The 22973-nt window shown below is 45.4% G+C and carries 20 protein-coding genes; all 20 read right to left on the reverse strand.

Annotation, left to right across the window (positions count from 1 at the left end):
- Window positions 1-13 precede the first annotated feature (13 nt).
- Window positions 14-1351, reverse strand: coding sequence for a flagellar protein export ATPase FliI (gene fliI, locus AYJ58_RS17335; protein ID WP_106651074.1), 1338 nt, complete (start codon window positions 1349-1351; stop codon window positions 14-16).
- Complete coding sequence (gene fliH / locus AYJ58_RS17340) at window positions 1320-2336, reverse strand: flagellar assembly protein FliH (RefSeq protein ID WP_106651856.1); 1017 nt, start codon at window positions 2334-2336, stop codon at window positions 1320-1322. The genes fliI and fliH overlap by 32 nt, the downstream gene beginning before the upstream one ends.
- The gene (fliG, locus tag AYJ58_RS17345; RefSeq protein WP_028761189.1) at window positions 2323-3375 is read right to left on the reverse strand and encodes a flagellar motor switch protein FliG; all 1053 of its coding nucleotides are present in this window, start codon (window positions 3373-3375) and stop codon (window positions 2323-2325) included. Before fliG ends, fliH begins: the two co-directional genes overlap by 14 nt.
- The gene (gene fliF, locus AYJ58_RS17350; protein WP_198555691.1) at window positions 3368-5050 is read right to left on the reverse strand and encodes a flagellar basal-body MS-ring/collar protein FliF; all 1683 of its coding nucleotides are present in this window, start codon (window positions 5048-5050) and stop codon (window positions 3368-3370) included. Before fliF ends, fliG begins: the two co-directional genes overlap by 8 nt.
- Window positions 5051-5095: 45 nt before the next feature.
- Window positions 5096-5431, reverse strand: coding sequence for a flagellar hook-basal body complex protein FliE (fliE, locus tag AYJ58_RS17355; protein ID WP_006082407.1), 336 nt, complete (start codon window positions 5429-5431; stop codon window positions 5096-5098).
- 229 nt (window positions 5432-5660) lie between these two features.
- Entirely contained in the window at window positions 5661-7004 is a 1344-nt protein-coding gene (locus AYJ58_RS17360) for a sigma-54-dependent transcriptional regulator (RefSeq protein ID WP_106651076.1), read from the reverse strand.
- Window positions 6997-8079 carry a sensor histidine kinase gene (locus AYJ58_RS17365; protein ID WP_106651077.1) on the reverse strand — a complete coding sequence of 361 codons (1083 nt, stop codon included), beginning with the start codon at window positions 8077-8079 and terminating at the stop codon, window positions 6997-6999. The genes AYJ58_RS17360 and AYJ58_RS17365 overlap by 8 nt, the downstream gene beginning before the upstream one ends.
- 109 nt (window positions 8080-8188) lie before the next feature.
- A complete protein-coding gene (locus tag AYJ58_RS17370) occupies window positions 8189-9622 on the reverse strand; it encodes a sigma-54 dependent transcriptional regulator (RefSeq protein WP_106651078.1) in 1434 nt (477 codons plus the stop codon).
- Window positions 9623-9917: 295 nt separating this feature from the next.
- A complete protein-coding gene (gene fliS, locus AYJ58_RS17375; protein WP_106651079.1) occupies window positions 9918-10322 on the reverse strand; it encodes a flagellar export chaperone FliS in 405 nt (134 codons plus the stop codon).
- A 6-nt stretch (window positions 10323-10328) separates the two neighbouring features.
- Window positions 10329-10661, reverse strand: a complete 333-nt coding sequence (locus AYJ58_RS17380; protein ID WP_106651080.1) for a hypothetical protein — start codon at window positions 10659-10661, stop codon at window positions 10329-10331.
- 55 nt (window positions 10662-10716) lie between these two features.
- Window positions 10717-12084, reverse strand: a complete 1368-nt coding sequence (gene fliD / locus AYJ58_RS17385; RefSeq protein WP_106651081.1) for a flagellar filament capping protein FliD — start codon at window positions 12082-12084, stop codon at window positions 10717-10719.
- 68 nt (window positions 12085-12152) lie between these two features.
- Window positions 12153-12563 (reverse strand): flagellar protein FlaG, encoded by a 411-nt coding sequence (locus AYJ58_RS17390; protein ID WP_232790832.1) that lies wholly within the window; start codon window positions 12561-12563, stop codon window positions 12153-12155.
- Between the two features lie 174 nt (window positions 12564-12737).
- On the reverse strand, window positions 12738-14186 hold the full coding sequence (locus AYJ58_RS17395; protein WP_106651082.1) for a flagellin: 1449 nt from the start codon (window positions 14184-14186) through the stop codon (window positions 12738-12740).
- Window positions 14187-14404: 218 nt separating this feature from the next.
- Window positions 14405-15856: a flagellin gene (locus AYJ58_RS17400; RefSeq protein ID WP_106651083.1), complete on the reverse strand. Its 1452-nt coding sequence runs from the start codon at window positions 15854-15856 to the stop codon at window positions 14405-14407.
- 193 nt (window positions 15857-16049) lie between these two features.
- A complete protein-coding gene (flgL, locus tag AYJ58_RS17405; RefSeq protein ID WP_106651084.1) occupies window positions 16050-17258 on the reverse strand; it encodes a flagellar hook-associated protein FlgL in 1209 nt (402 codons plus the stop codon).
- A gap of 11 nt (window positions 17259-17269) precedes the next feature.
- A complete protein-coding gene (gene flgK, locus AYJ58_RS17410; protein ID WP_106651085.1) occupies window positions 17270-19195 on the reverse strand; it encodes a flagellar hook-associated protein FlgK in 1926 nt (641 codons plus the stop codon).
- Between the two features lie 40 nt (window positions 19196-19235).
- Entirely contained in the window at window positions 19236-20378 is a 1143-nt protein-coding gene (gene flgJ / locus AYJ58_RS17415) for a flagellar assembly peptidoglycan hydrolase FlgJ (RefSeq protein WP_106651086.1), read from the reverse strand.
- 17 nt (window positions 20379-20395) lie between these two features.
- Window positions 20396-21487: a flagellar basal body P-ring protein FlgI gene (locus AYJ58_RS17420; protein ID WP_106651087.1), complete on the reverse strand. Its 1092-nt coding sequence runs from the start codon at window positions 21485-21487 to the stop codon at window positions 20396-20398.
- 11 nt (window positions 21488-21498) lie between these two features.
- A complete protein-coding gene (gene flgH / locus AYJ58_RS17425; protein WP_106651088.1) occupies window positions 21499-22173 on the reverse strand; it encodes a flagellar basal body L-ring protein FlgH in 675 nt (224 codons plus the stop codon).
- Between the two features lie 11 nt (window positions 22174-22184).
- On the reverse strand, window positions 22185-22973 hold the full coding sequence (flgG, locus tag AYJ58_RS17430) for a flagellar basal-body rod protein FlgG (RefSeq protein ID WP_006085642.1): 789 nt from the start codon (window positions 22971-22973) through the stop codon (window positions 22185-22187).

Here is a 22973-nt window from a genome sequence, read left to right on the forward strand (position 1 = left end):
TTCGATGACGCCATCATTTGCACTGAGCGGCAAGTTGCCCGAGCATGACTTGGCTATCGGTAAAACTGAATGCATCAAGCATGGTTTGGCGTAAAAAAGCATTCATCGCCGGCTGCAATCGTATCGCATTGTCGATTCGAGGATCGCTGCCTTGGGCATAAGCGCCAATGGAAATCAAATCACGATTTTGCTGATACAAGGAATAAGTTTGTTTCACGCGGCGCATCGCTTCCAAGTGTTCATTGGAGATCACCATAGGTGCTACCCGGCTAATAGAGGCTTCAATATCAATGGCGGGATAATGCCCAGAGTCCGCAAGCGAACGCGACAAGACTATGTGACCATCAAGAATCGCCCGCGATGCATCGGCAATCGGATCCTGTTGATCATCCCCTTCCGTCAGCACAGTATAAAATGCCGTAATTGAACCTTGACCAGGGCCACCGTTGCCGGCGCGCTCAACTAAACGCGGCAGCTTGGCAAACACTGAAGGCGGATAGCCTTTGGTGGCAGGCGGCTCACCCACAGCCAAAGCAATTTCCCGCTGCGCTTGGGCGTAGCGCGTCAAACTATCCATTAATAACAAGACATTATAGCCTAAATCGCGAAAGTATTCGGCAATACGAGTCGAGGTTTCACAAGCGCGAAGGCGCATCAGCGGCGAGGTATCTGCAGGCGCGGCAACAACAACAGAACGCGCTCGACCTTTATCCCCAAGAATCTCTTCAATAAACTCTTTTACTTCACGGCCACGCTCGCCCACCAGCCCAACCACAATAATGTCGGCAGTGGTACCGCGGGTCATCATGCCTAAGAGCACACTCTTACCCACACCAGAACCGGCAAACAAGCCCATACGTTGGCCTTTACCCACAGTCAGCATGGCATTAATGGCGCGCACGCCAACGTCCAGCGGCTCAGTAATAGCACGGCGAGATAAAGGATTAATGGCAGCGCTATGTCTTGGCGCTTGTTGATCGGTCTGCAACGCACCTAAACCATCTAAAGGCACGCCGTTACCATCGAGCACACGTCCTAACAACGACAAGCCGACATTGAGTCCAGTTTGTTCCCCTAAAGGCACCACCCGGGCACCGGGTAATACCCCACGTAATTCTTCGATAGGCATTAAATAAAGGAGTTCGCCATCAAAGCCGACGACTTCGGCAATTAACTCGCCCGCCATGGTTTCGATGGAACATAAGCTGCCCACAGGCGCACGGCAACCGCTCGCCTCTAAGGTTAAGCCAACAACACGCACCAGCTGACCACTGGCCACAGCACGAAATGGCGGCACTTTATCCTGATGATGATTAAGCCTATTCAGCAGTTGGTGTTGGCGATTTTGCATCTGTTCTGGCATCCGATTGGGTATCTAAGTGCTCACCTGTATTTGAGGCAGATTGCATATCCTCAGCGTCTTGGTTAACCGTATCGACAGCTTGGTTATCCGCCGTTTGATCATCAAGCTCAGACTCAAGCGACACAGCAACTTGTTTGGCAGTATCTTCAGCTTCAATCGTCTCTTGCAGTTGATGCTGTTTATCATTCAAATGCGCATGTTGATTTCGTAATGACTCAAACACTGTATCGATACGCGATGAAAGCGTTAAATCGACTAATGAGCGATGACTGCTCAGAATACAATCGCCTGCACTTAACGTCGGATCGACTTCAAGTTCCCATTTACTGCGGGTCAGTTGGGCGGTGGAATAAAGTTGTTCGACAAGGATCACATCATCGGGGTGCAGCCGAATAGTAACCGCTTGCTCCTTGATGGGTAGCGACTCTATGCCTAAGCGCAATGCCGAAAGCACTTGTTCTGGATGGGTTTTTAATTCGTGACCTATGACAGATTTAGCTAATGTCATACTCAAGTTCAGTAGGGAGAGCTCAATATCACCATCGAGTAATTGCAATGGCTTTTCAAATTGAGTTAATAAGGCTTCAAACCGCGAAAGTAAAACTTTGGCTTGAGCTAAACCGGTTTCTAATCCTTGCTCATGCCCTTGGGCGAGCCCCTCAGTATGGCCTTGCTCTAAGCCTTCTAAGCGACCTTTTTCTAGCCCTTGCTCGTAACCTTGTTGTTTACCTTCGGCAAACCCTTCTTCTTCAGCTTGGGCGCGAATGTCCTCAATCTCGGCCATCGTCGGCGGAGAAACACTCTCAACTGTCGTAGGCTTAGCGGCTTGATGATTAGAATGGCCGAACAAATTCGAGATAGAATCGTCATCGGCTTCAGTCACATCTGGCAGTGCCCAGTGACTAAACTCAATATCACCGTCGCTCAAGACCTTATTTGACGGTTTATTGTCGCTCGGATTAGAGGAACTCATCGCCACCACCGCCGCCTAACATGATTTCGCCACTGTCGCTTAAGCGACGGGCAATAGACAGGATTTCTTTTTGGGCGACTTCCACTTCACTGATACGGATTGGGCCCATGGCCTCAAGATCGTCACGCAGCAATTCAGCGGCACGTTTTGACATGTTGCCCAAGATTTTTTCTTTCAGCTGATCATCAGTGCCTTTGAGCGCCTTCATCAGTACATCTTGCTGTACTTCACGGAGCAGTGCTTGAATACCACGGTCATCAACATCAATTAAGTTTTCAAACACGAACATCAAGTCTTGGATTTGCTGCGCCATTTCTTCGTCAGACTCGCGCATGGTTTCCATCAACTGACTTTCGATACCCGTATCTAAATAGTTCATGATGTTGGCAGCCGCTTTTAGGCCGCCCATTTTCGCGGCCTGTGCGCCACCTTGACCGGCAAACTGTTTCTCCATGATGTCGTTCAGCTCTTGCAGTGCAGCGGGCTGTACCTCTTCAAGATTCGCAATCCGCATCATCAAGTCTAAGCGAGTATTTTCAGGGAATTGACCAAAAATTTCCGCCGCCTGATCGGGTTCTAAATAGGACAACACGATCGTTTGGATCTGAGGATGTTCGTTTTGAATAATGGTCGCTACTTGGCGTGCATCCATCCATTTCAACGAATCCAAACCTTTAGCACCGCTGCCCATGATAATCTGTTCAATCAAATTACCCGCTTTATCTTCACCCAGCGCGGCGGTTAAGGCTTTACGAACGAACTCTTCGCTGTTGAAACCAATAGAAGAATACTTTTGAATGTCATCGAGAAACAGCTTATGTACCCCGATGACTTTTTCTTGACCGAACTCATCCATTGCCGCCATCGCCATACCCACTTTTTGCACTTGCTTCGGCTCTAAGTGTTTTAAAATGGATGCAGCATCGGCCTCACTCAAACTGAGGAGTAAGATCGCGGTCTTTTCAACACCGCTAATATCCTTAATGTTAAAGGCAGGTGCGGCCGCTGGAGCCACTTCTTTCGTTTTATTCTCAGCCATTGTCTTGTAACCAGTTTTTCACGACTTGAGTAGAGAGCTCAGGCTCATTAGCCACGAGCGCACGGATAGCTTTAATCATATCATCATCTTTGTGCAAATTAGGGATATGAATTGAACCATCATCGGCATAACTGTATTCCGCCTCTTGGGTATTGAGCATCCCTAGCGTATCTGCCGCGTACTGGTCCTCAATTTCGGCCAGTTCGTTACCTAATCTGCCATCCTCAGGCATATTCACACTGTCAGGATAGATTAAGCGTTTCAGCATAGGCCGTACCACAGCTAAAATCAGTACCAGAATCACTAGCGCACCAATACCGAGCTTAATCGCGCGCCAGAACCAAGGTTGCTCCCACAGTTCTAGTGCTGGCAAGTCTTCAACTAATTGATCCATAAAGGGAACCGTTACCACTTCTAACACATCACCCCGTTGCGAGCTAAAACCGACTGCCCCTTCGAGTAAACGACGAATGTTGGTCAGCTCTTGTTCAGTACGGGCAACACGCGCCACTTGACCATTTTCTCCGGCAGCACCGGGTTTAAAGTCCACAGCAACCGACACACTAATGCGGCGAACGGCGCCAACTTGCTGACGGGTATGGCTAATGGTGGTATCTAACTCAAAATTACGTGTCGCCTCACGGTGTGAATTACCCGCAGTGACAGACTCGGTCGCTTTAGTCGCATCTTGCGGAATATTTGACTCCATTGGTGGCTGATTCGATAGCGCACCAGGGATCCCACCCGAAGAGCCGCCAGTGGTATTATTTTCAACGGTCATTTCGCTGCGCAGGGCTGGTAAATCAGGGTTGTAACGCTTAGAGGTTTGTTCGACCGCAGTAAAGTCCATGCTAACATCGACTTGAGAGGTGAAATTATCAGGACCTAAGATAGGTACCAAAATCGATTCAATCTTAGTGCGATACTCTGCTTCTTTTTGCTGTACTAATTCAAGCTCGCGACGGGCAGTCGCAGACGCGCCATCTTGGCTGCCTGAGTTTAATAAGCGGCCGTTCGAGTCAGTTACCGTCACCCGTGATGGCTCTAAACCTTGCACAGCAGAGGCAACGATATCAACGATAGCGTCGACTTCACCTTGGCCTAAACCGCCACGGCGGGTATTGATGACCACAGTCGCACTTGGTTTTGAGGCATTGCGAGCAAAGACGTTTTCTTTAGGTAACGCGAGGATCACTTTGGCGCGGCTAACACTTTGTAGTTGCTCAATTGCACGGGCAAGGTTTTCTTCTTGGCTGTGCTTAAGACGGGCTTGCTCCATACGTTGGCTAACACCAAAGCCGCTGTCTTGATTCAAGAAATCTTGACTAGCTGCAGGGCTGTCGACGCCTGCGCGGCTCAGCATCATTTTCACTTCTTGATATTTATCTTCGGGGACTTTAATCACGTCCACGTCGATTTGATACTTAACTTTATTTTTATCAAGCACATCTAATACTTGAACCATTTCCTGAGTTTCCATTTTTCCCAATGGACGATACTCAGGCTCCTGTGCCCAAAGCATAACAAATACGGCCAAGGCCAAACAAATCGCCAAGGCTAAAATCATAGTTACTTGACGCATCATATCGACACCGCCAAGGTTTCCCATCATTCCTGACTTATGTTCTTGCTGGACACCTTGGTCAGCTAAGCCGGAATTGGATCCGACAATCATTTCTGTGCTCACGATTCGTACCTGCTAATTGGGTTATTCACTGGCCTAGACAGGCATACTCATTATTTCTTTATAGGCTTCGACAAGTTTATTTCGTACTTGTACCGTTGCCTCGAAGGCGACACTGGCTTTCTCACGGGCGATAACAGTATCCGACAAAGTGACGGTAGTATCTCCCATTTCTAAGCGCGTCGCGAGGTTTGATGATGTCGACTGTAAGCCGCTGACATTGCCGACGGCTTGCGAGAGTAACTGACCGAAGTCTGCACCACTGGTGTTATTCACTTGCTGCATGATATTTGGCTGAACGCCAAAAGACGGCGTAATCTCGCCTTGGAGTTTCTGCATTTCCTGCAGGAATGAATTTGCGCCTATTTGCATGCTGAGCTCCCAGTCGTCGAGTTCTTGACGATCAAAATACCGATAATGGGACAATGCAAAATAACGGCCAAGTTTTCAAATGGTCGTGATTGATAACAAATTGACGGGATAAGAAGAAGTTAAAACTAAGGATTCTGGATAAAGTAGGTCACTTTTGCGGTGGTATATCTTAATAAATGCAGCCTCACACTCATGGGGAGGCTGCAAGATTATCACTTGAATTTAAAGACTAATTTGGCAGTTGAATGCCCATATCACGCATTCTTGCCATCTTGTATCTTAGGGTTCGGGCGCTTATCCCCAGTTTTTCAGCGACCAGTTTGCGGCTTCCTTGGCATTGATTAAGGGTTTCTAAAATAATCACATGCTCCTGCGCTTTAAGCTCTTCCCCTAAACCGTCTGGCTCGGCAGCAAATTGATCTAGGTCTTCGCCGCCTAAAATCACATCCTGCGCATCGATAATAATGTCATTGGCGGTGATCACTTGACCGGCTCTTAATATCAAAGCCCGCTGTATAACATTATCGAGTTCACGTACGTTCCCCGGCCAGCGATGACTCAATAAACGTCGACGTGCATTTTCATCCAACTCAGGCACATCGGCGACATTCAATGCCTTGGCATGCTTAACCAGTAAATGACGCGCAAGAGGCAGAATATCCGCAGGACGTTGACTTAATGCGGGCCAAGCTAAGGGGAACACGTTGATTCGATAGTAGAGATCTTCCCTAAATCCACCGGCGGCTACCACGGCTTTTAAGTCGCGATTGGATGTGGCAAGCACGCGTACATCGAGCTTAATGGTTTTACGGCCGCCTAAACGCTCAACTTCACGCTCTTGCAATACCCGCAATAACTTAGCTTGTAAGCCTAAATCCATCTCAGAGATTTCATCTAGCAGCAAAGTGCCACCTTGAGCCTGCTCAAATTTCCCCGGACACGCTTGATAGGCGCCAGTAAATGCGCCCTTTTCATAACCAAAAAGGGTAGCTTCAAGCATATTCTCGGGAATTGCAGCACAGTTAATGGCCACAAAAGCTTGATCGGCACGGCTACTGTGTTGATGAATATAACGGGCCAAGACTTCTTTACCCGAGCCGCTTGGGCCTAAGATCATGACCGAAGCATCGGATGCAGCAACCCGCTGAGCCAGTGCTAATAAAGCTAAACTCTTCTCATCGGCAACAACTGGCTGATCCACATTTTGTTTTAACGGCAAATAGCGGGACACTTGATTGAGCAAGACTTCTGGCGCAAAAGGTTTCGCTAAGTAATCGACAGCGCCTAATTTAATGGCATCCACCGCACTACCAATCGTGGCATAAGCTGTCATCAACAACACTGGCAACTTAGGATGATGTTGCTGTAGGAAGTTTAATAATCCTAACCCACCAATGCCTTGCATCTGCACATCACTAATGACTAAATCAAATTGATGTTGTTTCAAGGCTAAGATAGCGTCTTCACCGGAGGCAACATCAATGCACTCATACTGAGCCAACATTAAGGTATCCAACAAGGCTTCACGCAATGAGGCATCATCTTCAACGAGCAATAACTTTGCTTCAGACATGGGTAATCTCCAAAGGTAATATCACCGCAGATTTAGCCCTTGGGAAGACTAAAGACACAGTGCAACCTTTATTCGGTAAGCAACTTAATTGCAGTTGTCCTCCATGATTACGCACCACAGATTGCACAACCGCTAACCCGAGCCCAGTTCCCTGCGACTTAGTTGTAAAGAAAGGTTCAAGTACCTTCTGCTGCATATTGGCATCTAAACCTTTGCCATTGTCGATGACATTCAGTAGCAACTGTTCGCCCTCTTCTGCCGCTTGAATACGAATCTCAGTGGCGCCAGCTTCGATACTGTTCATCACTAAATTGTTGATTGCCGAGCTTAATGCATTTGAATTGGCTAACATTGAACTGCTTGATGCATCATCAAATGACAAGTCACAACCTTGCTTAGCCGCTATCGGCTCACAATTTGCCAATACATTGTCGATAACCTCAGCAAGCGTAATCAAATCTCCGAGTTCATCCTGACGGCCTTTCGCCATCAATAGCATGTCGTTAACCTGACGCTCCAGTTCATTGAGTCTATCAACAAGCTTTTGCTGGAATTTTGCTTTAGCGGCATCGGATAACTTAGGACTTGCAAGATTAGAGGCATATAGCAAAGCGGCAGATAAAGGCGTGCGCACTTGATGTGCCAAGGTCGCAACCATTTTACCCAGTGCAGATAAGCGTTGTAGATGGGATAGATTTTTCTGTAATAATCGAGTTTCAGTCAGATCAGTTAACACAATTAATTGACCAGGCTCTGGCGTCAGTGGCGTAATGGCTAATTTAACGCGGCGGCCATTACGCAGTGACACTTCGTGGCCATCATCATCCTGTGGCGCAAAGGCACTGTGGATCACATCAATCCAGCGAACGCCACACAAGGAGCGCTCTAGTAATTCAACTGCAACCGGATTGGCATCCGTGACTATACCGTCGCCATTGATAATCACCACGCCGGATGGCATAGCCTGTAAAATATGCTCCATTCGATTGGACATATTAGCGGCCTCACGCAGTTGGTTCCATTGTTTGCTAGTGTGCTTGAATGACTCAATTTGCGCTAGTGGTTTGGCTGACATAGTCACTCCGTCAAAAAATTGCTTATGACGGAGTGACTGCAGTATCTATGCCAAATTAGAAATTGAACTTTAGAGGTTAAAACTACTTATATAACAATAAAATAGAAAACTAATCTTTGGTCATTCCGTACTTACGCATTTTTTCTACTAGCGTTGTACGACGTATTCCGAGCATCTCAGCCGCGCGAGCAACAACGTTATCTTGCAGCTCTAGCGCCTGACGTATCATGTCGATTTCCAGTTCTGCTAATAAATCCTTAAGGTTCACGCCTTCAGGTGGTAGCTCACTAGGGAAACGCGTCTCAGGGATTTCAACCGGCTCTTCATCACTAAAGATAGAAGCCAAAGCATCACGTTCCTGTTGCTCTTCGCTCATCTCAACACAATATTCGGGCACATCGATATGGCGATACTTAACGGGTAAGTCGTTAACATCAACCAATCCACCCGGATATAAAATGGTGAGGCGTTCGACTAAATTAGACAGCTCACGCACGTTACCCGACCAAGCATGTTCTTTTAACGACTCTATCGCACGCTGCGTAAAACGCACCTTGCCACGGCCTTCGTTGTAGACTCGGCTAACCAACTCTTGTAATAGCAAAGGCACATCGTCCTTGCGATCACATAGCGCAGGCATTTCAATCGGGAATACGTTTAGGCGGTAATAGAGATCCTCGCGGAACTCATTCACGCTGATCATGGTTTCTAAATCTCTATGTGTCGCTGCTACAACGCGCACATCGGCATTGATGGTCTTAGTGCCGCCAACACGCTCAAATACCCGTTCTTGCAGTACACGAAGCAATTTAACTTGCATCTGCAATGGCATGTCACCAATTTCATCGAGAAATAGTGTGCCGCCTTCAGCCAATTCGAAACGGCCTTTACGAGAGGATATTGCCCCAGTAAATGATCCCTTCTCATGGCCAAAAAGTTCACTCTCTAACAACTCTGGTGGTATAGCACCACAGTTGACTGGAATAAAAGGGCCATCACGGCGTTCAGACAAATAATGGATATTACGAGCAACCACTTCTTTACCTGTACCCGATTGACCCAGTACAAGCACGGTTGCCTCAGATGTCGCTACTTGATTAATCAAATGCCTAACATTAGCAATACCATCACTGCGTCCCACCAAGCTTCGGAATAACTTAGTTTGATTCGCACTTGTGGGGACTTGAGGACGCTTAACTTGGCCAAATACTTGGCAGAAGTGTAATAGTTCAGTGAGTTGAGGATAGGTTAAAGGTTCCTCAATATTTCCGAGAATGTTAGATACTTGCAGATCGTCAACGTTACCAAGCAACAGCATAGGTTGCCATGGATGTTGACCCGCGATGTTTTTAAGCATCTCTGCATCCATAACATCAGTTAGGATAACTAAAGCTCTAAAACGGGTATCTTGGAGGCTAGCACTTAATTTTTCGGCGTCAATTTGTACAATTTGCTCACCTAAAAAATCAAAAATGCAACACAGGCGATTTAATCGCTCTGATGGGGGGCCGATAAGTAAAATTCGTTGATCTGTTTGCATCATTCAGTAGGCCGTAAAGCTCTAATATGTATTAATTCGCATTAATTATTTATGATTAGTTGCTGTAAAAGCTTAACAAATTCAATGTAACAATCTGTGCCACCATCACTACTGTGATGAATATTGTATTATCAGCAGACGAGAAGCAAGCCTCAGATGAGGTTTATGCCAAACTGAATTGATTTTAGTTCATTTATGCCATGATTCTAGTTAAAAACGTCAAACATTTGACTTTGAGCCAAAAAAAAGACGCAACCAGTGCGTCTCTAATGCATTATTTCTAGAACATAATTTAAGTCTATTCGGGATAAGATGACAAATTATGTTTGTCGGTGGGAATAGCATCCCATCCTTCTTTAATTGTTTTAAGAATGACGACAACCTCATCAATCGCTTGAGCATCATTGTTGATATTAGCTTCTGACATTCTTCGTAACATGAAATCGTATAATCTTGTTAGATTACTTGCGACATCACCTTCAGCATCCATATTTAAACTGCCATTCAAACCGGAGACAATACCAATAGCTTTCCCCATGAATAGGCCACGCTTAGCAATATCACCTTGCTCTATCGCGCATTTGGCTTGGGCTAGACGCTCTAATGCGCCCGCAAATAACATTTGAATGACACGATGCGGAGAAGCCACGCTCAGATCACTTTCCACAGAGATTTTTCGATATGATTGCATTGATCCGCGCATAAATACCTACCTATTTGATTCTATTGCTTTATAAGCTTTAATATGGCGCTTAGCATTATTATCTACCTGCGCGAGTGCTCGACAATCCTCCATCACTTTCGTTGACCGTAAAATTAAAGTTTGACTCAAATTAAACTGGTCTACTAAGAACTGTCGATCGATAAACTCGCTATTAGACACTAAGGTTTTCAAACATACTTCGCGCTGCTCAATAAGGCTTTGCAATTCTAATACCAAAACATAAAAAATTTCATCAGCAGGGTTAGAGTTATCAATTTTTCCCAGCTTTAACAATATGTTGCTATTAACATCTGTTAGCTGCTGAATGATCTTATCCAAATTACCCTCGTTTACATATCTAGTAATAGCGACTATGCCAAAATTTCGACTCTATTTATTTACTTTGTCTAACAACACCAGGAAGAGAATCGATTCTTGATAATAGCGAGCTTGATTGGGAATTTAGGTTAGCAACCATTAAATCCATAGCATTATACTGCTTATATAAACGATCACTATACGCTGTCATACGAGTATTCAATTGCACACGACTGTCGGCAATACGAGATAATTGTTCATCGAGTGAGCTATCACGGCCATCAATTGCACCACCAGATTTAATATAGGTATCAACCAAACTCGACATTTTTGACGCAAGGCCTGTGTCTTCTGTTGCAAACAGCTCTGCAATAGTTCCTTTGTCGTTTTTAATAGCTTCAGTTAATTTAGTCGAGTCAACTTCTAATAAGCCCTCGCGGGTAGTTTTTACACCTAAGTTTGCCAGCATTTGAGTGCCATCTGAAGTCTCAAAACCACTCGATAACATACTGCGCAACTGGCTTTGAATGCTGCGAGGCAGGGTATCACCCTGCAATATTCCCGCTTTTTTAGTATCAGGGTTATATCCCGTGAGATCTTTTACTGTTTTCATCAAACTATTGTAAGACTCGACAAAGCCTTCAATGGCTGTTTTAGATGTCTCAGTATCTTTACTCACTGTAAGAGTCGTTGTTTTGTCTATATCGGCAGCAGTAAGCGTTAAAGATACCCCAGTAATGGCTTCCTTTAGGCTATTTGATTGAGCGACCACTTTTACCCCATCGATATGCACTATGGCATTTTTCGCGGGTGTCAGTTCACTCATGGTAAATGTCTCCGATAAGCCAGTACCGGCACCAGTATTCGTTGCAGTAACGGATATTAGGTTATCTTCACCTGTCTTTTTAGACCCTAACACAAGCTGAGGCCCCAATTCACCATTGACAATAGTTGCCGTAACATCGGTATTATCGTCAGATTTATTAATCTTATTCATGATATCAGTGAGAGAATCTGTTGCAGACACATCGATATTAAACGCTGTGCCGCTGCCCACGCCGATAGATAACGAACCTTCACCTATCGGTGAGGTTGCGTTTGTAGCAACAGCAGAACCCACTTTTTGACTTTGGGCAAGTTGATCCACTTTAACTTGATAACTGCCCGACACTGCGGTTTTATCAACGGTGGCGGAGAGGTAATCTTTAGTAGATATAGCAACTTTTTGGCTGCCAAAGGTTTCTGATTTGGTTAATGTTTTCAACTTATCATTAAATTCAGACATGGCACTTTTTAACGCACCAATACCGGAAATTTGCGCATTAAGTTTGCCTTCACTGACATCAAATTTGGCGATTTTCCCAGCACTTTCTGCGTTAACTAACGCAGTAACTATGCCGCCAATATCCATGCCGGAACCAATACCTACCGATGTCAAGCCCATATTAACCTCTACTTAGCTACGCTACTCACCTACGTTAATCACACTTAAACACTATCACGAGAAAAATCTTAAACTTCCGTTTTCATTAACACGCCAGTTATCTCACTTAATTTACGAGCGATATCTAAGGCTTCCTGATTGGGGATTTGCCGGATCAAGTCACCCGTTTTAATATCAACCACCCTAACCACTTGCACACCAGACTCTTCATCGATGTTGAATGCTAAGCCTTTTTGCATCATTTCCATATTGGCAGAAATATCGTCAATCGCTTGCTGCAACTCTTCAGGGGAAACATCAGCCACTGCCGCGACCTTATCTGAGGAATTAACATCACGGTTTGATGTGGGCTTATTTCCACTGGCAACCGCTGGTACACCGGCATCGGTTTGTATTTGTTTATGTAACATTGTCGAACTGTTTTCCGGTTTCATCGTCACATTCGAAAAAACTGGCACAGCTAGGTTATTTACATCCATGGTACACCTCATCAACGCTAATCAGAGCAGCAATTTACAGGCCAATCTCACACATTCTGACAAATTATTTTAGAAGCTAAATACAGATATCGCGTTATCGCCCATAATTAAGACAAAAAGGGAGAATCGCTGCCGAATCTCCCTTTGATTAATCAACTTAAGCCCTAAAGTTTATTATAGTAAAGATAAGGCAGTTTGTGGGATCTGATTAGCCTGTGCCAACATAGCTGAAGACGTTTGCGATAAAATCTGCTGCTTAGTTAGCTGAGCGGTTTCTGAGGCAAAGTCTACATCCTGAATACGGCTACGGGCATCGGTTACATTAGACTGAATATTATTCAAGTTACTGATGGTGAAGTTCATACGGTTTTGTACCGCACCTAGGTCTGCACGAGAACTATCAATACCGCTAATAGCACCATCAATAGTTGCTAACGCAGCTTGAGCACCTGCGGCAGTTGAAATATCAACCAAGTTCACACCAGTAAAATTGCCGCCAGTATCAGTCGATAACTCACCAGCACCTGTTCCACCTAAGGTAAAATCTGATGATGAACTTAACGAAACCGAACCTGCTGCAGTAACCACTTTTGCAGTACCACCAACAATGGTATCAGTACCAGTCAAAACTCCTGATGACATATTTGAAACAGATAGTCCTCCAGTCCCCGTAGCACCACCAGCAAAACTAATATCCTTACCTGTTGAACTCGTAATTGTTACCTTACCATCCTCTAACTTTGCGGAAACTCCACTTTCGCCTGAAAACTCGTTTATTAATTTGGTAAGCTGTTCATTATCTGAAACACCAGATAAGTCGAGTGCAGATGTTGTAGTCCCATCATTAACATTCATTGTCAAAGTGCCAGTAGCGAAAGCCGTAGTCACATCAGCTTGTACAACTGTCTGAGCAGTGGCTTTAACACTGGTTCCAGCTTTGTTTATCCTACTTGCCGTTTCTAAAGCGGTATCCCCTGCTAGTGCAGTTACAGTTGTCGACTTGCTTCCTTTCGTGAGGATCATTGTCCCCCCTGCTACACCATTATCAGCTGTATTAGAAAAGCCGTTACCATAATCCCCAGCAGCTGTGCCCAAAGCTTTTGCCTTGTAATTACCAATATCTGCTGCACCAACAGACTTTAATGACACATCAATAGTCTCATTTGCTTGCGCACCTACCTGAAAAGATTGTGTTCCAAAAGAGCCGTTAAGTAACTTCTGTCCACCAAAAGATGTGGTATCAGAAATACGGGTAAGTTCAGACTGCAATGCAATTACTTCCTTTTGCATTGAAGCACGATCATCCGCCGAATTAGAACCGTTAGCCGATTGCAGCGATAAATCACGCATGCGCTGTAAAATATTAGTCGATTCGCTCATTGCACCTTCGGCGGTTTGCGCAATAGATATACCGTCATTAGCATTACGCATCGCTACACCAATACCATTAATTTGACTGGTAAAGCGGTTTGAAATTTGTAACCCTGCCGCATCATCTTTGGCGCTGTTAATGCGCATGCCCGATGATAAACGCTCCATCGAAGTCGATAGCTTAGAATTAGCGCCATTTAACTGGTTTTGCGCCTTCATTGAGGTGACGTTGGTGTTTACTGAAATAGCCATAATTATTGCCCTCTACCTAACTTGATATAGTGCCTGTCAGTTGTGTCAGGCAAAGTTTATTTTCTACATACACTGTAACGGCGCTGCAGAAAAAACCTTTAGGGAAAGTTTTAAATAATTTAGAACTACGGTTTTTAAATATAAAAACACTTTAAAATCAACAAACAAAAAACAGGCCAGAGGCCTGTTTTATAGTAACGCTTAGCTGGTAAGCTTGATTAACCCAACAATGACAATGCTGTTTGCGGGATCTGGTTAGCCTGAGCTAACATTGCAGAAGAGGTCTGAGACAAAATCTGCTGCTTAGTTAGCTGTGCTGTTTCAGAGGCAAAGTCTACATCCTGAATACGGCTACGGGCATCAGTCACGTTAGACTGAATATTACTCAAGTTACTGATGGTAAAACTCATGCGATTCTGCACCGCGCCCAAATCAGATCGAGAACCATCAATACCGCTAATAGCACCATCAATAATATCAATTGCAGCTTGAGCACCGGCAGCAGTTGAAATATCAACCAAGTTCACACCAGTAAAATTGCCGCCAGTATCAGTCGATAACTCACCAGCACCTGTTCCACCTAAGGTAAAATCTGATGATGAACTTAACGAAACCGAACCTGCTGCAGTAACCACTTTTGCAGTACCACCAACAATGGTATCAGTACCAGTCAAAACTCCTGATGACATATTTGAAACAGATAGTCCTCCAGTCCCCGTAGCACCACCAGCAAAACTAATATCCTTACCTGTTGAACTCGTAATTGTTACCTTACCATCCTCTAACTTTGCGGAAACTCCACTTTCGCCTGAAAACTCGTTTATTAATTTGGTAAGCTGTTCATTATCTGAAACACCAGATAAGTCGAGTGCAGATGTTGTAGTCCCATCATTAACATTCATTGTCAAAGTGCCAGTAGCGAAAGCCGTAGTCACATCAGCTTGTACAACTGTCTGAGCAGTGGCTTTAACACTGGTTCCAGCTTTGTTTATCCTACTTGCCGTTTCTAAAGCGGTATCCCCTGCTAGTGCAGTTACAGTTGTCGACTTGCTTCCTTTCGTGAGGATCATTGTCCCCCCTGCTACACCATTATCAGCTGTATTAGAAAAGCCGTTACCATAATCCCCAGCAGCTGTGCCCAAAGCTTTTGCCTTGTAATTACCAATATCTGCTGCACCAACAGACTTTAATGACACATCAATAGTCTCATTTGCTTGCGCACCTACCTGAAAAGATTGCGTCCCGTAAGAGCCATCAAGTAATTTTTGCCCACCAAATGATGTGGTATCTGAAATTCGGGTGAGTTCAGATTGTAACGCACTTAATTCTTTTTGCATTGCTGCACGATCATCACCAGAATTAGAACCGTTAGCCGATTGTAAAGATAAGTCACGCATCCGCTGCAGAATATTGGTTGACTCCTGCATTGCACCTTCGGCGGTTTGCGCAATGGATATACCGTCGTTAGCGTTACGCATGGCAACACCGATACCGTTAATCTGGCTGCTCATGCGGTTAGAAATTTGCAAACCTGCTGCATCATCTTTGGCGCTGTTAATACGCATGCCCGATGATAAACGCTCCATTGACGTCGATAACCTCGAATTGGCACCATTTAATTGGTTTTGTGCCTTCATTGATGTGACGTTGGTGTTTACTGAAATAGCCATGTTACATTCCTCTTCTAAGTTGGGTGCCAAGACGTGGAAGCCTGGCTAAATCTTGTTGCCATCAATTGCTGCAACTTTACTTAACGTGCTTAACTCTATTTGCTTAACTTTAATGACTTAACTTTTAGACCTTGATGCCTTCATCATTGAAGACCGTCTTGTTTTAGCGCTTTCGGTTCAGAAGGCATTCGATCTAGATGTAATCAAACAGCGATACAGAACCCACTTTACTAAACACACTGGATACGGCATTGAGTGCGAGTTGTTGCTTCTCAAATTCAGTTATCGCAGTGGCATAATCAACATCTTCCAATTTGGATAATGCCGAGGTGTTAATCAATTTCTCATCAGTGTGCTTATCAGTATATTTTTCCAGTATCTTTAAACTGTTACCTGCTAAGCCTTGCTGCTGACTCATTTGTTTGACACCACTGCCAACATTATTCAATAACTGTGCCAACTCAGACTGTCCCGCAGGCGTCTGCACTTGGTTAGCATTTTCAAAAAGAGCAATCGCCTTATTTAAGGTATTGAAAATGCTAACCTCTGGTTCTTGGTGAAGGGTAAAGCTGTCACCTATCTTCGGCTCGCCGGCAATTTTTAGTTCAACACCGTCAAAAGTGACTGGCACAGCGGGATCGAACGCCGCTGCGGGGGAGATGATATTAGCGGGAATAGCGTTGTCGGTGACTTCGACATTAATGCCACCAGCACCATCATCTAGAAATGAAACAGTGTAATCAGAGAGAGAAGGTGTCGCGTTAGCTAGCTTAGCGCTAGATACACTAAAATTACCTTGTTGGGACGGCAAATAATTGACGCTATAATCGCCCATTGCATTGGGTGACTTCATAAAAGCGGTATCTCCAGCCACATTAGTATTAAGCTGAATACCTGTAGCAATCATGCTATTACGAACGCCTGAGTCGCCTGAGTAAATAATTTGACCATTGTTATCGAATTCGAATGGTTGGGTGTCCGTTTTATTACCTGCAAAGAGATAATTTCCCGATTCATCTTTGGTATTCGCAATCGTCAGTAATTGATCCAGACTTTTACGCATATCATCGGCAATTGTTTGCCGCTCTGCCTCAGTCATACTGCCGTTTGACCCCCTTAGCATCATATCTTTCATGCTAGATACTAATGTATCCGCTTGGCCAAGTTGACTTTCGGTTTGTTGTAAGTGATTCGTTGCATAATCAATGTTCTTAATGAACTGATCGACGAGTGCATTTTTCTGATTCAGATTATCGATACCCTGCGACGCCACAGGATCGTCACCAGCAGTGTTGACTTTCTTACCACTACTCAATTGGTCAAGAATTTTGCTGGTCGCAGTTTGCTTTTGCAGCACACTGGTAATGCTTTGATTAAAGATCTGCGCGGATGATAATCGCATAGTTAAATCTCCTAACGCACTGAGGATAATAAGGTGTCAAAAATCTGCTGTGCGGTCGTCATGATCCGCGCAGAGGCTTGATAAGCTTGTTGAAAACGCATTAAATTTGCGGCTTCTTCATCTAAGTTCACGCCCGACTCACTCTCTACTCGCGCATAAGCTTGCTGATACACGGCCTCTGCCGAACCTGTACGCACTTCGGCCGCTTTCGTTTTACTGCCAATGTCGAGCTTAGTGTTCTCGAACACATCCGCTAAGGTCGATTTACCATTATTCATCACTTTACTTTCGCTCAACTTAGCCATAGCGACAGCATTAGAGTTATCCCCCTCTGCGAAGGATAAATCGAAGGTAAATCTGTCATTGCCTGCAGCTGCTTTGCTGTCAACTTCAAAGGTAAAACCAAAAGCGCTAATACTCGGAGGCGTATAAGGGGCTGCAGCCCCAAGGGATGTTCCCGCGGCGTCGAATGCTTCATAGGTTGGAGGTACAGCAGTAGTGTCGAGCTTTATCGTCAATTCACTGCCCGTCACAGGAAAATTTGCGGCATTGCGATTGCCAATTTGAGTCAACTTAACTTGGGTATTACCCGAGTTAGCGGCATCAGCGGTAATCTTTGGGGATGCGGCGGCAATGCCTTTAGGGTCTTTCATGACCACTTCAATGCCATTTGAGGCGCCCGCTGTTGGGCGAATGGCAAAACGATCGCCAGACGCCATAGCGCCTGCTTTTATGTCAATTGAAAATCCAGCACCACCCGATAACGTCGAGCCAGTTAACGTCAGCGGTGTTATCGCCCCCGTTTCCGTATCTCTCAACTCATAAGTTGCAGGCGCAGTAAATGACAGTTCATAGGCACCGCCAGTTAATAAACTGGTGTCATCTATGGTAACGCCTAACGTTGCATTACCCGCATTATCAGAAAAACCTGCTACACGACCCAAGGACATCATAGGATCGTTGATATCTTTAAAGATATTGGCACCGACTTGCCCATTGAGGTCAATGCCTTGCGCTTGCATTTTGTTGAAGTTATCCGCCACGCCCAACGCTAATTGGTCAAGCTCATGACCTGCGGGAATTAACGTCTGGTCACGATAATCAAACATGGCTCCTAGCTGACCGCCAAGTTTACTTGGGTCGACTGTAACGCTTTGCGAGCCAATACTTGAGTTAAGCTGTAACTCTTTAGGAAATGGGTTACCCGCTTGAGTTCCCATACTCATGGCAATCTCACCGGAAACCAGCATCACAGAGCCACCGAGCATAATACTCTTGGCGCCATTTTCTTGCGGGATGACATTCACTTGGGCGTACTGGCTCAGCTCTTGAACGAGTGCATCTTGCTTATCGAGCAACTGCGCATCTTGATTCGGCGACTTCATCAACTCTAGGTTTAAGTTGGCGAGTTCTGTACCTATCTCATTAATACGTTTAGTCATGCCAGTTATCTGGTCATTAGTCTGATCGAGCTGGCCATTCAAATACGACTGCATCTGATTCAGGCTGCTGGCAACTTGCTGCGCATTCGTTAAGGTCGAGCTACGGATGCCCAAATCGGCGGGTAAGTCCGCCACGCTATTCAGCCCTGAAAACAGGTCATTCAAGCTTTGTGGCACCACTTTGCCTATCTGAGAAAACAGTTGATCGAGTTCGCTCAATTTACCATAGCTGGCTTCGGCGGCACTGAGCGTTGTTTGGCCAATGCGCAACTCTCTTGCGGCATAGTCATTGTAGATTCGCTTAACGTCATTTACGTAAGTTCCTGTGCCATAAAAACTACTACCTAAACGCTGCGATTCAAGAGTCGACTGAGTTGCCACTTGTCTGTGGTAACCCGCGGTATTGGCGTTAGCAATGTTATTACTGGTGACACCCAGTTGCGACTGGGAGGCAAGCACCCCAGTTCGCGCAATATTCAGCAGATCAACGGCCATTAGTTGACACTCCTATGAACAAACAGGGTTGTAAGGTTCATCATTTGTCTTCTCCTGGCAGAATTGATTTCAGCTCTTCACTGATGGACTGCATCACTTTAATGACTTTTTCAGCATATCGAGGATCTGTGGCATAACCCGCATCCTGCAAAGCTCGAATGAACTGAGTTGGGGACGCTGCCACTTTCTTCGCATCTTGATAACGATCACCATTAGCAATGAAGGACACAAAATCGTTAAAGCTATGTTCAAAGTCACTGTAAACACGGAAGTCAGCTTTTTGCTGCACTGCCACACCGTGTTCGAATTCTAAGGTGCTGACGTTCGCTTTATCGCCCTGCCAACGGCGATCAGCTTTAATATTGAATAGGTTATGGCTCGGTGCGCCGTTATTGCCGCGAACAATTTTTTGTCCCCAGCCAGTTTCAAGCGCCGATTGCGCCAACAATACTTCTGGTTGAGTACCTAATGCTTTTGCCGCTTTTTCAGCATGTGGATATAAGGTCGCTAAAAATTCTTCTCGACTACCAAACCTGACAATTTTTTGGGTTTCCCTAAATGCTGCCGTCGGCAAAACTTGGCCGCTAATCACAGGTTCTACCACTGAAAGTGATTGTTCACTCCAGCTCGGCTTAGGCGTATCAATCGCCAGTGAACGATTAGGCGCATCAATGTCCATTGATGAATTTGCATCTTCAGCTCTATCCGGTTCAAATACAGGCCGAGCGATAGCAGCCGGCACACCATGATTTACAACTGTGGGTTCAACTACTGGAGCAGCTGAACTCTGCATAGGTACATTAAGCGCTTTATCGTCGTGGAGCATTTTCATGCCACCATCGTCACGCAATACCGATGCAGGCGTGAAATGACTTGTTTCGGGAGAGAGTTGCTGCACCATCATATCGGCAAGGCCCAATACACCTTTGTCAGATAAATCGACCGATAACTGCTGATCGCGCATCTGCTCGTAAAACTGAGTGTATTGGCTATTGAGTGGACTATCAGACTGAAAAACCGCATTGGCATCGCGCATACTTTTCATCAGCATTTGCACGAAAATACCTTCAAATTGTTGGGCAACCTTTTTCAAGGCGCCCTTCTCATCTTTCTGAGCCTGGGCGCGGAGTGAATCTAGCCCGCCCAGGTCAAGAAAATGTGATGAACTTGAAAGCTTTTCCATGATTTTCCCGACAGAAATTAGATGATGATAAGTTCACCATGCAAAGCTCCTGCCACTTTTAACGCTTCAAGTATTGCTAACACATCTGAAGGGGCTGCACCGACTAAGTTAACCGCTCTAACCAGCTCATCCAGCGTAGTGCCTGGATTAAACATAAACATACGGCGGTCACTTTCCTCTACACCAATTGTTGTATTCGCCGTCACGACAGTTTGGCCATTTGCCAACGCGTTAGGCTGCGAAACCTGTGTTGCCTCAGCAATAGTGACAGTCATGCCGCCATGGGTAATCGCCGCAGGGAGTAAGCGCACGTTTTGTCCAACCACTATGGTTCCAGTTCGAGAATTGACGATCACTTTGGCAGATTCCTCTGCGGGTACAACATCAAGGTTTTCAAGCGTTGCTAAAAAGGAGACCCGTTGTGATACATCTCGTGGAGCTGTTACCTGAACAGACGTCGCATCTAAAGGACGCGCCATATCTGGACCTAATAGATCATTGATCGCATCGGCCATTCGCTGCGCAGTAGAGAAATCCGAACGACGTAGGTTAAACGTCAAATAATCGCCAGTTGAAAATGGGCTTGCTACACTACGCTCAACAATCGCGCCATTGGGTATACGACCTACAGTTGGCGTATTTTGAATCACCTTTGAACCATCTAAACCATCGGCACTAAAACCACTCACCACTAAACTACCTTGGGCTATGGCATACACATTACCGTCTACCCCTTTCAAAAAGGTCTGTAATAAGGTGCCACCGCGTAAACTTTTGGCTTCGCCTAAGCTAGATACGGTCACGTCAAGATCTTGACCCGGTTTTATAAAAGCTGGCATATCGGCGTGTACGGCAACCACAGCAACGTTTTTAATCTTTGGTTTGACGTTGTCAGGAAGATTAATGCCGAAATTTTTGAGCATAGTCATAAAGGTTTGCTCGGTATAACTGGTTTTTTCACCCGTTCCCGGCAAACCAACCACTAAGCCATAACCGATCAACTGGTTACTGCGTACGCCCTGCACATTGGCAATATCTTTAATTCGTTCAGCCTGACTAGGTAGAGAAAACACTAGCACGGCAATAGTTAACATCAGCTTATATTTCATGATACGACTCCTTAGAAGGGCCACCAGTCGCTCATAAAGAACTGGCTTAACCAGCCTACTTTTTGAGCATCTGCAAAAGTGCCTGTGCCACTGTATTGAATACGGGCATTGGCCATTCGCGTTGAATCGATAGTGTTATCGGGTTTAATGTCCTGCGAGCGAACGAGACCAGTGACACGAATAAACTCATCACCGTTATTGATTGAGATCCATTTTTCGCCGCGGATCACTAAGCTGCCGTTATTCAACACTTGCATCACGTTTGCCGAGATGCTGCCATCTAAACTGTTGCTCTGATCCGCATCCGATTCACGTTTAGTGTTCATGCTATCTTTATAACGTAAATCAATTGGCACTCCGCCAATAGACACGTTACTGCCACCGGCAAAAATGGGGTCTAAAGTCATGTCGGAGCCTTTTTTAATCTGATTGCCTGCACTCTTCTTAGCTTGAGTCGACTCTTTCAAAACGATAGTGATAATGTCACCCACTTTGTGAGCACGAATATCCGAATACAAGCTAGATGCTTGACTGTCTTGATAAATAGAGCCAGTCGCGGCAATTTTTGTTGGCGGAGCCTCTGGGTATACCGGCGCGTAAAAGGGATCATCCGCAAGGGGTTTCTTTTGCGTCGAGCTACAGGCTGCAAGCAATAACGCGACGGCCACCACAAGATATCTAGCCATGATGTTTGCCTCTATAAATTCTGAGTCACATAAGACAGCATTTGATCTACCGCTGAAATCACTTTTGAGTTCATCTCGTAAATGCGCTGACTTTCGATAAGGTTCACCAGTTCTTCGGTCACGTTAACGTTAGAGGTTTCTAAGGCGCCTTGACGAATCGCTCCCATACCATCTAACGAAGCGGTACCTTGAATTGGCGTGCCGCTCGCACCAGTTTCCGTGTATAAGTTTTGCCCCATGGGATCTAGACCCGATGGATTAATAAAATCCGTCATAGTCAACTGACCCACAACTTGGTTCTCAGCAGTACCAGGGGTTTTCACTGAAACTTCACCCTCCGCGGAAACGGTAATACTGGTCGCATTGTCAGGAATAGTGATCGCGGGTTGCAACAAGTAGCCAGAACCGGGTGTCACAATCTGGCCCGTATCGTCTAAGGTAAACTGACCATTTCGGGTATAGGCTGCAGTACCATCAGGTAGCTGGATTTCAAAAAAGCCTGGGCCTTCAATCATCAAATCCAATGAGTTATCTGTAGTCAGCATGTTGCCTTGGGTAAACATTTTCTGTGTGGCGACGACTTTGGTACCCGCACCTATGTTTAACCCATTAGGTAACTTAGTGTTAGAAGCGCTGACACCGCCCGCTTGGTTAACTGTTTGGTAAAGCAAATCTTCAAATACTGCACGACTTTTCTTGTAGCCCACAGTGCTGGCGTTCGCCACGTTGTTTGAGATCACCGCAATGTCAGTTTGCTGTGCGTCTAAGCCAGTTTTACTAATCCATAACGCCGGATGCAT

Source organism: Shewanella sp. Pdp11 (assembly GCF_002838165.1).
Lineage (GTDB): Bacteria > Pseudomonadota > Gammaproteobacteria > Enterobacterales > Shewanellaceae > Shewanella > Shewanella hafniensis.

What these genes read in the sequence shown, in the direction of transcription:
- fliI (WP_106651074.1), bottom strand. Translation starts at nt 1,351, where the DNA reads ATGCAAAATCGCCAACACCAACTGCTGAATAGGCTTAATCATCATCAG.
- fliH (WP_106651856.1), bottom strand. Translation starts at nt 2,336, where the DNA reads ATGAGTTCCTCTAATCCGAGCGACAATAAACCGTCAAATAAGGTCTTG.
- fliG (WP_028761189.1), bottom strand. Translation starts at nt 3,375, where the DNA reads ATGGCTGAGAATAAAACGAAAGAAGTGGCTCCAGCGGCCGCACCTGCC.
- fliF (WP_198555691.1), bottom strand. Translation starts at nt 5,050, where the DNA reads ATGATTGTCGGATCCAATTCCGGCTTAGCTGACCAAGGTGTCCAGCAA.
- fliE (WP_006082407.1), bottom strand. Translation starts at nt 5,431, where the DNA reads ATGCAAATAGGCGCAAATTCATTCCTGCAGGAAATGCAGAAACTCCAA.
- AYJ58_RS17360 (WP_106651076.1), bottom strand. Translation starts at nt 7,004, where the DNA reads ATGTCTGAAGCAAAGTTATTGCTCGTTGAAGATGATGCCTCATTGCGT.
- AYJ58_RS17365 (WP_106651077.1), bottom strand. Translation starts at nt 8,079, where the DNA reads ATGTCAGCCAAACCACTAGCGCAAATTGAGTCATTCAAGCACACTAGC.
- AYJ58_RS17370 (WP_106651078.1), bottom strand. Translation starts at nt 9,622, where the DNA reads ATGATGCAAACAGATCAACGAATTTTACTTATCGGCCCCCCATCAGAG.
- fliS (WP_106651079.1), bottom strand. Translation starts at nt 10,322, where the DNA reads ATGCGCGGATCAATGCAATCATATCGAAAAATCTCTGTGGAAAGTGAT.
- fliD (WP_106651081.1), bottom strand. Translation starts at nt 12,084, where the DNA reads ATGGGCTTGACATCGGTAGGTATTGGTTCCGGCATGGATATTGGCGGC.
- AYJ58_RS17390 (WP_232790832.1), bottom strand. Translation starts at nt 12,563, where the DNA reads ATGGATGTAAATAACCTAGCTGTGCCAGTTTTTTCGAATGTGACGATG.
- AYJ58_RS17395 (WP_106651082.1), bottom strand. Translation starts at nt 14,186, where the DNA reads ATGGCTATTTCAGTAAACACCAACGTCACCTCAATGAAGGCGCAAAAC.
- AYJ58_RS17400 (WP_106651083.1), bottom strand. Translation starts at nt 15,856, where the DNA reads ATGGCTATTTCAGTAAACACCAACGTCACATCAATGAAGGCACAAAAC.
- flgL (WP_106651084.1), bottom strand. Translation starts at nt 17,258, where the DNA reads ATGCGATTATCATCCGCGCAGATCTTTAATCAAAGCATTACCAGTGTG.
- flgK (WP_106651085.1), bottom strand. Translation starts at nt 19,195, where the DNA reads ATGGCCGTTGATCTGCTGAATATTGCGCGAACTGGGGTGCTTGCCTCC.
- flgJ (WP_106651086.1), bottom strand. Translation starts at nt 20,378, where the DNA reads ATGGAAAAGCTTTCAAGTTCATCACATTTTCTTGACCTGGGCGGGCTA.
- AYJ58_RS17420 (WP_106651087.1), bottom strand. Translation starts at nt 21,487, where the DNA reads ATGAAATATAAGCTGATGTTAACTATTGCCGTGCTAGTGTTTTCTCTA.
- flgH (WP_106651088.1), bottom strand. Translation starts at nt 22,173, where the DNA reads ATGGCTAGATATCTTGTGGTGGCCGTCGCGTTATTGCTTGCAGCCTGT.
- flgG (WP_006085642.1), bottom strand. Translation starts at nt 22,973, where the DNA reads ATGCATCCGGCGTTATGGATTAGTAAAACTGGCTTAGACGCACAGCAA.